Below are 9,031 nucleotides of genomic sequence, written 5' to 3'. Positions count from 1 at the left end.
CCGCATCGTTAAACCGGATTTTACCCCGGACCGGCTCGCCGCCGAGATCACGGCGCTGGCGGCCGATCCGGCCAAATTGGCCCAAATGGCCGCCGCAGCGCGCCAAATTGGCCGTCTGGACGCCGCCGAACGCCTCGCCGACGTCGTCGGCCGTGTCGCGAAGGTCTAAGGCCGGGCGGACGAAAACCTCGCAACGGCGCATTTGCCGGACTTGTCCCGGCCATCCCCGTCTTGCATGAAGTGACCTGAATCGCGAACGCCCGGGACCATCCGGGCGCGGCGAGCAACGATAGAGACCTCCCCATGAGACTGCCGCGCGAGATCGGACCTATCCACTTCGTCGGGATCGGCGGTATCGGCATGAGCGGCATCGCCGAGGTGCTGTGCAATCTCGGCTACACCGTGCAGGGCTCCGACGCCTCCGAGAGCGCCAACGTCAACCGGCTGCGCGAAAAGGGCATCCAGATCCACGTCGGCCACCAGGCGGACAACATCAAGGGCGCCGACGTGCTGGTGGTGTCGACCGCCATCAAGCGCGACAACCCGGAACTGCTGGCGGCGCGCGCCCAGCGCATTCCGGTGGTGCGGCGCGCCGAAATGCTGGCCGAATTGATGCGGCTGAAGAGCTGCGTCGCCATCGCCGGCACCCACGGCAAGACCACCACCACCTCGATGGTGGCGGCGCTGCTCGATGCCGGCGACCTCGATCCGACAGTGATCAACGGCGGCATCATCAACGCCTACGGCACCAATGCGCGGCTCGGGGCCGGCGACTGGATGGTGGTCGAGGCCGACGAGAGCGACGGCACCTTCCTGAAGCTGCCGGCGGATGTGGCGATCGTCACCAATGTCGATCCCGAGCATCTCGATCACTTCAAGACCTTCGATGCGGTGCAGGACGCATTCCGCAACTTTGTCGAGAACGTGCCGTTCTACGGCTTCGCGGTGATGTGCATCGATCATCCGGTGGTGCAGACTCTGGTCGGCAAGATCGAAGATCGCCGGATTATTACTTACGGTGAGAACCCGCAGGCCGACGCGCGGCTGCTCGATCTGACGCCGAGCGGCGGCGGGTCCACCTTCAAGGTCGCGTTCCGCGACCGCAAGGCCGGCACCGCGCACGAGATCGCCGATCTGATGCTGCCGATGCCGGGCCGCCACAACGCGCTCAATGCCACCGCGGCAATCGCGGTGGCGCACGAGCTCGGCCTGTCCGACGACACTATCCGCAAGGCGCTTGCGGCGTTCGGCGGCGTGCGCCGCCGCTTCACCAAGACCGGCGAGTGGAACGGCGTCACCATCATCGACGATTACGGCCACCACCCGGTCGAGATCGCGGCGGTGCTGAAGGCGGCGCGGCAGTCGACCGCCGGCAAGGTGATCGCGGTGGTGCAGCCGCATCGCTTCACCCGGCTGCAGTCGCTGTTCGAAGAGTTCTGCACCTGCTTCAATGATGCCGACGCGGTGATTGTCGCCGACGTCTATCCGGCCGGCGAAGCGCCGATCGCAGGGATCGACCGCGATCACTTCGTGCTCGGCCTGCGCGCTCACGGCCACCGCGACGTCGTCCCGTTGCAGGATTCCGCCTCGCTCGCCGGCGTCGTCGCCGGCTTGGCGCGCAGCGGCGACTACGTGGTCTGCTTAGGAGCCGGCAACATCACCCAATGGGCCTACGCGCTGCCCGGCGAATTGAAGGCGTTGGGCGGCTGACGGACACGAGGCGCCGATGGCGGTCCTGAGCGACGACACCTGGAAGCGGCACGCCAATCCGTGGAGCGTGTGGACTCGCTACGCCGCGTTTCCGGTGCTGGTCCTCGCGATCTGGAGCCGGGACTGGATCGGCTGGTGGGCTCTCGTGCCGGTCGCTCTGACGATCGCCTGGCTGGCGTGGAATCCGCGCGCGTTTCCGCCGCCGGCTTCGACCGAAAGCTGGGCCTCGAAAGCTGTGCTCGGCGAGCGAATCTGGGTCGGACTGAAACGCGACGAGATTCCCGAGCGGCATCGCATCGTTCCCGGCGTCGCCGCGGGAATTTCGATGTGCGGCCTGCCGGTGCTGGCTTGGGGCCTGATCGTGCTCGATCTCGCCGTCACCTTGCTGGGCATGATGGTCGTCATCCTCGCCAAGACCTGGTTCGTCGATCGCATGGTGTGGCTGTTCGAGGACATGAAGGATCAGAACCCGGAGTATCGTTCTTGGCTGTACTGAACTTCCCCGATATCACCCCCGAGCTGAAAGCCGCGATGCCGGAGTTGCGCGGGCGGTTGCTCGGCAACGAGCCGCTGGCGCCGCTCACCTGGTTTCGCGTCGGCGGGCCGGCGCAGGTGCTGTTCACCCCGGCCGACGAGGACGACCTCGGTTACTTCCTGTCGCGGCTGCCGCCGGAGATTCCGGTGATGTGTCTCGGGCTCGGCTCCAATCTGATCGTGCGCGACGGCGGGCTGCCGGGTGTCGCGATCCGGCTGTCGCCGCGCGGCTTCGGTGAGCATCGGGTCGAGGGCGAGGTGGTGCATGCCGGTGCCGCCGCACTCGACAAGCGCGTGGCCGAGACCGCGGCCGCTGCGCAGCTCGGCGGCCTCGAATTCTACTACGGCATTCCCGGATCGATCGGCGGTGCGCTGCGGATGAATGCCGGCGCCAACGGCCGCGAGACCAAGGACGTGCTGATCGACGCCACCGCGTATGATCGCAGCGGCACCCGCAAACTGTTCGACAACGCCGCGATGCAATTCTCGTATCGCCACAGCGGCGCGGATCCTGCGCTGATCTTCACTTCGGCGCGGTTGCGCGGCACCCCGGCGACGCCGGATCACATCCGCGCCAAGATGAACGAGGTGCAGGCGCACCGCGAACTGGCGCAGCCGATCCGCGAGAAGACCGGCGGCTCGACTTTCAAAAACCCGGCTGGTCACAGCGCGTGGCGACTGATCGATGCCGCCGGCTGCCGCGGCCTTCGAATCGGCGGCGCCCAGGTCTCGGAGATGCATTGCAACTTCCTGATCAACACCGGCGAGGCGACCGCCTCCGATATCGAGACGCTGGGCGAGACCGTGCGTGCCCGCGTCAAGGCGCAGTCCGGCGTCGAGCTGCAATGGGAGATCAAGCGGATCGGCATAGCGCCCGACCACCGTTGAGCCCGCCGTCGGGGCGCTATCGACCGGTGCGCTTGATCGATTGATTGAATCGGCTCCGGCCGTTGTCGAGGCCACTGAGTTCTCTTCCCGAGAGCCCGGCGAAGCCGGGCGTCTCGAAGCGAGCATTCGGAAGTGCCGGCTCAGGGCTTTGCTGGCGAAGGCGGTGCCGGACTGACTGGTAGTTCAGGCGTGTCCGGCAGCGACAGAACGTGTTCGAGTGGCACCGCGGATACCCGGAAGATGCCGTTGAACGGATCCTCCTGCAGCGCGATCAGGCCGAGCGCGACGATCGCTCCGGTCGCGAAAACGGTCAGCGCCGCCAGCATCGCCCGCGGCTTGTCGAGATGCACCAGCGCGAGCGCGACCTGGGTGATGACTCCGAGCAACATCACCGAAATCCACTTCAGATCGCTGGTGCGGTCGGTCGACAGGCTGATCCGGGTGTTGCGGGCGGTGCCGACCCGCACCGCCGAACTCAGCAGCGCGACGTGCACCGCCGCTCCGGAGTCGCGGGTGATCGCCGGCGCGCTGATCTCGCTCAGCATCCTGTCGTAGGCGATGCTGGTCGGCGGCGCGGCGAAACCGTTCACGGTCGGCCATTCGTTCTTCAGCACCGAACGGGTATAATCCTTCAGTGCGACCCGAATGTCGCGCATGTCCGACGCCGCCGCGATGCTGAGGGTGTAGACGTTCTGGAGCTCGCCGGCCTCGGCCTGCACCGCGCGCGTCGCCTGGCGATTGCGTTCGGCGACATCGTAGCCGAGGAAGCCGGTCAGCAGACCAAACAGCACCGCCACCGACGAGAAGAACGGCGCGACCACGCCCTGAAACCTCGCGATCGGACCGCGCAGCGGCGATGCGAAGACCACTGCGATCAGCAGCGCCGTCACGCCGTAGTACAGCATGGCCAAAGTGACGAAGGTACCGAAGGGAGGAAGGTCGAGCCAGGCTTGAATCATCTGTTTCTCATTGTTTCCCGCTGTCGCAGGAAACAGCGTCGCAGCGGCGGGGTATTGGCATTTCGGGCGCAAAAGACGCCGGATCGGCACGAACCATGGCCGTTTTCACGCCGATCGTCCACGGAAAGCGGCGCGAGGGGTTTGGCAGCTCTGCGCGTATCGGGGGGTGGAGCGCCACGGTTCCGCCCGACCGGGCTGCGAAGTACACCGCTGGCCGAGATGGAGCATCCCGCCTTGCATTCGCAATTTGCACCCCGCTGGCGGGCTCTGCGTTGGTACGAAATCCTCCTGATCGCCGCGGTCGCGCTGGCCTTGTGCATCTACCTTCCCGTCGTGGTGCGGCGCTCTGCGGTGCAGGGCTTCGGCGACGTGCAGGTGTTCTTCCGCGCCGCTTGGGCGGTGTGGACAGGCTATCCGCTGTACCAGGTCGCCGATCACCACGGTTGGACCTATCACTATCCGCCGACCTTCGCGCTGCTGATGGGGCCGTTCGCCTATCCGCTCGACGGCTTCCCCAAGCCGGATTGGGCGTTGCCGCTCCCGGTGTCGGTTGCGGCCTGGTACGTCGTCGGGGCGATCGCGATGCTGGTGGCGGTCGATCTGTGGGCGCGTGAGCTGCAACGCGTCGCACCGCAGCCGCTCGATCAGACCGGCTGGAACGCGTGGTGGCTGCTGCGGCTCGGGCCGCTGGCCGCATTGCTGCCGTTCTTCGGCGACGGCCTCGGGCGAGGGCAGCCGAGCGCGGTGGTGCTGCTCACCATGGTGGCGTTCCTGGTGCTGTATGTGCGCGGCCGGACCAACCTGGCCGCCTGCGCGCTGGCGCTCGGCTTCACCATCAAGCTGTTCCCGCTGGCGCTGCTGATCTTCCCGGTGCTCCGCGGCGATCTCAGGACCGTGCTCGCCACCGCCGGCTTCAGCTTGGTGTTTCTGTTCGTCGTGCCGATGCTGTGCCTGGGGCCGTCGGAAGTCGTAACGCTGTACCAAGCGATGTGGACCGAGCATCTCAGCGGCATCTTCACCGGCGTGCCCAATCCGAAGATCGCAGGCGAGATCACCTTCACGTCCTACGACATGCTCAGCATCGGCGCGATGCTGGCTCGCATCGCCGCCGGCGGCCTGCCGACGACCGACACGCTGCCGCTGTTCGCCACCGCCGGGCAACTCGCCTTCGATGCGGTCTTTCTGGTTGCCCTGGTATGGGCCGGTCACGGCCGGTTCTGGCGCTTGAACGGGGCGCAACCGCAGGCGGGCGAAACGCTGCTGATCGGTGGCGCGGTGCTGGCCGCGGCGCTGCCGGTGATGCTGTCCGTGTCGCAGCCGAACTACGTCGCGTTCGCCGCGCCGCTGGTCGCGGTGGTGCAGATCGAGGCGTGGCGGCGAACGGGGCGGGTCAGCCTGGTGCCGGCGTTGATCGCATGGGCGGGCTTGATGTGGTTTGGCATGGTGGCGACCGAAGGCGGCGTGTGGCAGCCGCTGCGGGTGATCGGGCTGGTGACACCGGCGCTGGTCGTGCTGCTGATCTGGGGCTTCGTCTGTCTGCGGCGCACCTCTGCGTCGTCGTAACCGCCGCTTCTCCGAATCGGCCAAATCGGCAAGATTGCGCCGCGCCGGCCCCGCGGGACGCAGCGGCGATTTTCGACACCAGCAGGGACCGCGCGGCGGATCGATGATGCGACACACCATTCTGTTCGGCGGCACCAGCAAAGAGCGACTGGTCTCGGTCGCTTCGGCGCAGGCGCTACAGCGCGCGCTGCCGGATGCGGATTTGTGGTTCTGGAACGACGACGATCGCGTTCATTGCGTCACCGCGCAAACGTTGCTGGCGCACGCAAGGCCGTTCGAAGAGCCCTTCGCCCCCGATGGCGAGATGGTCGGTCCGCTCGATATCGCGCTCGACCGCGCCGCGGCCGAGCACAGGCTCTTGGTGCTCGGCCTCCACGGTGGCGTCGCCGAGAACGGCGAGTTGCAGGCGATGTGCGAGCTGCGTCGCGTACCATTCACCGGTTCGGGCGCCGCAGCCTCGCATCTGGCCTTCGACAAGGCCGCCGCCAAGCGCTTCGCCGCGATCGCCGGGGTCCGCACCTCGGTGGGCATCGCGCTAGCCGACGCCGAGGCCGCGCTCGAGACCCATGGCCGGCTGATCGCCAAGCCGACCCGTGACGGTTCGAGCTACGGGCTGTTCTTCATCAACGCCAGGCAGGATCTGGTCGCGGTGCGCGAGGCGGCCAAGACCGAGGACTATCTGATCGAGCCGTTCGTCGCCGGCGTCGAGGCGACCTGCGGCGTGCTCGAAGCCGAGGACGGCTCGCTGCTGGCGCTGCCGCCGATCGAGATCGTGCCGGCCGATGGCGGTTTCGACTACACGGCGAAATATCTCGCCAAATCCACCCAGGAGATCTGCCCCGGACGGTTTGCACCGGAGGTCGCGACGATGATCATGGACTATGCCGTCAGGGCCCATCGGGTGATGTCGTGCCGCGGCTACTCGCGCTCCGACTTTATCGTCGGCAAGGATGGTCCGATCTTCCTCGAGACCAACACGCTGCCCGGCCTGACCGGCGCCTCGCTCTATCCCAAGGCCTTGAAGGCGCAGGGGATCGACTTCGTGGACTTCCTGAAGGGACAGATCGCGCTGGCCGGGCGCAGCGTCCGGAGCTGACCGGACAGCCTGCAGGTTCCATCCGAAGGCCGGGCAGAACTGCCGCGCTTTCGCTGCAAATCCTTCTCCGGACGCAACAAATTCGGGCCTGCACGGGCCTGATTTACGTTTTGTTTACCAGGAGGGCCGAAGGTTAACGCTGGCGGCGCATCCTGGCGCTCGGCTGTCGTGGCGTAAGCCGGGCGGAGCTTGTTTTCCGTTTCGGTCTTGCATTGGGGCAGGCGGTCCGGCCCGCGGGCGGGTCCGGAACCACCGAGAGGTCACCTGCGCCATTGCCCGGAAATAGGTGCGGGCGCAACGTGTAACGAGCTCTGGCAATGGATGGTGGAGGGCGCCTCGCCCGGTCGTCGCGACTGTCGAGGCTTCAGTCTGACCTGATGGCGGTCGCCCTGGCGGTGGCTGCGCTGCTGCGCGAGCGTCGTTCGCGCAAGAAGCAGGCGCAGCCGCAACGTCTGGTGCGGCCCGAGCCGCAACGCGGGCTGATCGCGGCGCTGGAGCGCTGGCTGCCGCGGCGGGTCGGCGTCGCTTTCACCGCGCTGATCCTGCTGTCCAGCGCCGGTATGGGAATCGTCAAGGGCGGTCACGTCGACGAGTTCGTTCAGGCGCTGGACGATGCCCGCAATGCCGCCGCCAACCTCGCCGGCTTCCGCATCAAGCAGGTCGCGATCGCCGGCCGCAAACAGCTCACCCAGGACGAAATCCTGGCGATCGGCGGCATCACCGGCCGCTCCTCGCTGCTGTTTCTCGACGCCGCTGCGATCCGCGACAAGCTGAAGGCGAACCCGTGGATCGCCGATGCGACCGTGCTGAAATTCTATCCCGGCGAGCTGCAGATCGACATCGTCGAGCGCACCGCGTTCGCGCGCTGGCAGCTCGACGGCCACATGTCGGTGATTGCCGACGACGGCGAGGTGCTCGAACCTTACGTGGCGCGGCGCTTCCTGTCGCTGCCGCTGGTGGTCGGGAAGGGGGCCGGCGAGCGCGCCAAGGATTTCCTGGCGCTGCTTCAGCGCTATCCGCAGGTGTGGTCGCAGACCCGCGCCGTCGCCCTGGTTGGCGAGCGGCGCTGGAACGTCTGGCTCACTTCCGGTCTCGTGATCCGGATGCCCGAACACGATGTCGGCAATGCGCTGGCGCTGCTCAGCCAGCTCGACAACGACGACAAACTGTTCTCGCGCGACATCACCGCGATCGACATGCGGCTGCCGGACCGGTTGACGGTGCGGCTGTCGGACGCCGCCTTCAAGGCGCGCGAAGAGCTGTTCAGCAAGGACAAGAAAATCAAGAAAAAGGCTGGTGACGCGTGACCGGCTTTGATCGCACCCAGACCCCGAAGACCCGGCCGATGCCGCCGCATCGCACCGCGATGGTGGCCTCGCTGGACATCGGCACCAGCAAGATCGCCTGCATGATCGCGCGGCTGAAGCCGTGCCCGCCGCAGGATGCGCTGCGCGGCCGCACCCACGCCATCGAGCTGGTCGGCTTCAGCCAGATCCAGTCGCGCGGCGTCAAGGCCGGCGCGGTGGTCGATATGGGCGAGTGCGAAAAGGCGATCCGTCACGCCGTCGCGCTGGCCGAGCGGATGGCCAAGGTGCGGGTTGAGTCGGTGCTGCTGTCGGTCTCGGCCGGCCGGCTGCAAGGCCAGTTGATCGAAGCGGCCTCCGACATCAAGGGCGGGGCCGTGACAGCCGAGGACATCAGCCGCGTCACCTCGACCGGCATGCACCACGCCACCGGCATCGGCCGCGCCGTGCTGCACGCGCTCCCGGTCGGCTACACGCTCGACGGCGTCAAGGGCATCCGCGATCCGCGCGGCATGGTGGCGCGGCAGTTCGGCGTCGACATGAACGTGGTCACCACCGACGCCACCGTCGCCAAGAACCTGATGCTCGCCGTCGAGCGCTGCCATCTCAACGTCGAGGCGATGGCGGCGAGCCCTTACGTCGCCGGCCTGTCGATGCTGACCGACGACGAAGTCGATCTCGGCGCCGCACTGGTCGAGATGGGAGCTGGTACCACGACGATCGCGGTCTATTCGGGCGGCCGCTTCGTGCATGCGTCCGGATTTGCGGTCGGCGGGCATCACATCACGATGGATCTCGCGCGCGGCCTGGGCGCGTGCATTGCGGATGCCGAGCGAATCAAGACGTTATATGGCACGGTGCTAACTGGCGGTTCCGATGCGCGCGAGTTGATGTCGATCCCGGCCGCCGGGGACGAGCGGGACGGCCCGCAAGTGATCCTGTCTCTTATACCCATCTCCGAGCCCACGAGACGCTCA

Annotated in this window: 8 protein-coding genes and 1 pseudogene; 8 read left to right on the top strand and 1 reads right to left on the bottom strand. The window is 67.1% G+C overall.

Going from position 1 to position 9,031, the window contains the following annotated elements:
- From DU475_RS21810 to murB, 4 genes and pseudogenes are all read left to right on the top strand, one after another.
- Positions 1–169: pseudogene (locus tag DU475_RS21810) on the top strand (UDP-N-acetylglucosamine--N-acetylmuramyl-(pentapeptide) pyrophosphoryl-undecaprenol N-acetylglucosamine transferase); the annotation flags it as partial.
- 134 nt (positions 170–303) lie between these two features.
- Positions 304–1,710, top strand: coding sequence for a UDP-N-acetylmuramate--L-alanine ligase (murC, locus tag DU475_RS21805; protein ID WP_164633311.1), 1,407 nt, complete (start codon positions 304–306; stop codon positions 1,708–1,710).
- Between the two features lie 16 nt (positions 1,711–1,726).
- Entirely contained in the window at positions 1,727–2,206 is a 480-nt protein-coding gene (locus DU475_RS21800; RefSeq protein WP_164633310.1) for a DUF6653 family protein, read from the top strand.
- Positions 2,203–3,132, top strand: coding sequence for a UDP-N-acetylmuramate dehydrogenase (gene murB, locus DU475_RS21795; protein WP_164633312.1), 930 nt, complete (start codon positions 2,203–2,205; stop codon positions 3,130–3,132). Before DU475_RS21800 ends, murB begins: the two co-directional genes overlap by 4 nt.
- Positions 3,133–3,272: 140 nt before the next feature.
- On the opposite strand, the gene DU475_RS21790 is transcribed toward murB, so the two are convergent.
- The gene (locus DU475_RS21790) at positions 3,273–4,091 is read right to left on the bottom strand and encodes a bestrophin-like domain (protein ID WP_164633309.1); all 819 of its coding nucleotides are present in this window, start codon (positions 4,089–4,091) and stop codon (positions 3,273–3,275) included.
- 234 nt (positions 4,092–4,325) lie between these two features.
- Between DU475_RS21790 and DU475_RS21785 the strand changes: the two genes are divergently transcribed.
- The 4 genes from DU475_RS21785 to ftsA all read left to right on the top strand — a co-directional run.
- Positions 4,326–5,654: a glycosyltransferase family 87 protein gene (locus DU475_RS21785; RefSeq protein WP_164633308.1), complete on the top strand. Its 1,329-nt coding sequence runs from the start codon at positions 4,326–4,328 to the stop codon at positions 5,652–5,654.
- 106 nt (positions 5,655–5,760) lie between these two features.
- Complete coding sequence (locus DU475_RS21780) at positions 5,761–6,750, top strand: D-alanine--D-alanine ligase family protein (RefSeq protein ID WP_142883115.1); 990 nt, start codon at positions 5,761–5,763, stop codon at positions 6,748–6,750.
- 317 nt (positions 6,751–7,067) lie between these two features.
- Positions 7,068–8,057, top strand: coding sequence for a cell division protein FtsQ/DivIB (locus DU475_RS21775; RefSeq protein WP_164633307.1), 990 nt, complete (start codon positions 7,068–7,070; stop codon positions 8,055–8,057).
- The coding region (gene ftsA, locus DU475_RS21770) for a cell division protein FtsA (protein ID WP_164633306.1) at positions 8,054–9,031 on the top strand (978 nt) is incomplete at its 3' end. The genes DU475_RS21775 and ftsA, both read left to right, overlap by 4 nt.

The sequence above is a fragment of the Rhodopseudomonas sp. WA056 genome, from assembly GCF_010906995.1.
Lineage (GTDB): Bacteria > Pseudomonadota > Alphaproteobacteria > Rhizobiales > Xanthobacteraceae > Rhodopseudomonas > Rhodopseudomonas palustris_G.
The sequence above is the reverse complement of the archived record's forward strand: the minus strand, read 5'-3'. Positions and strand labels throughout refer to the sequence as shown.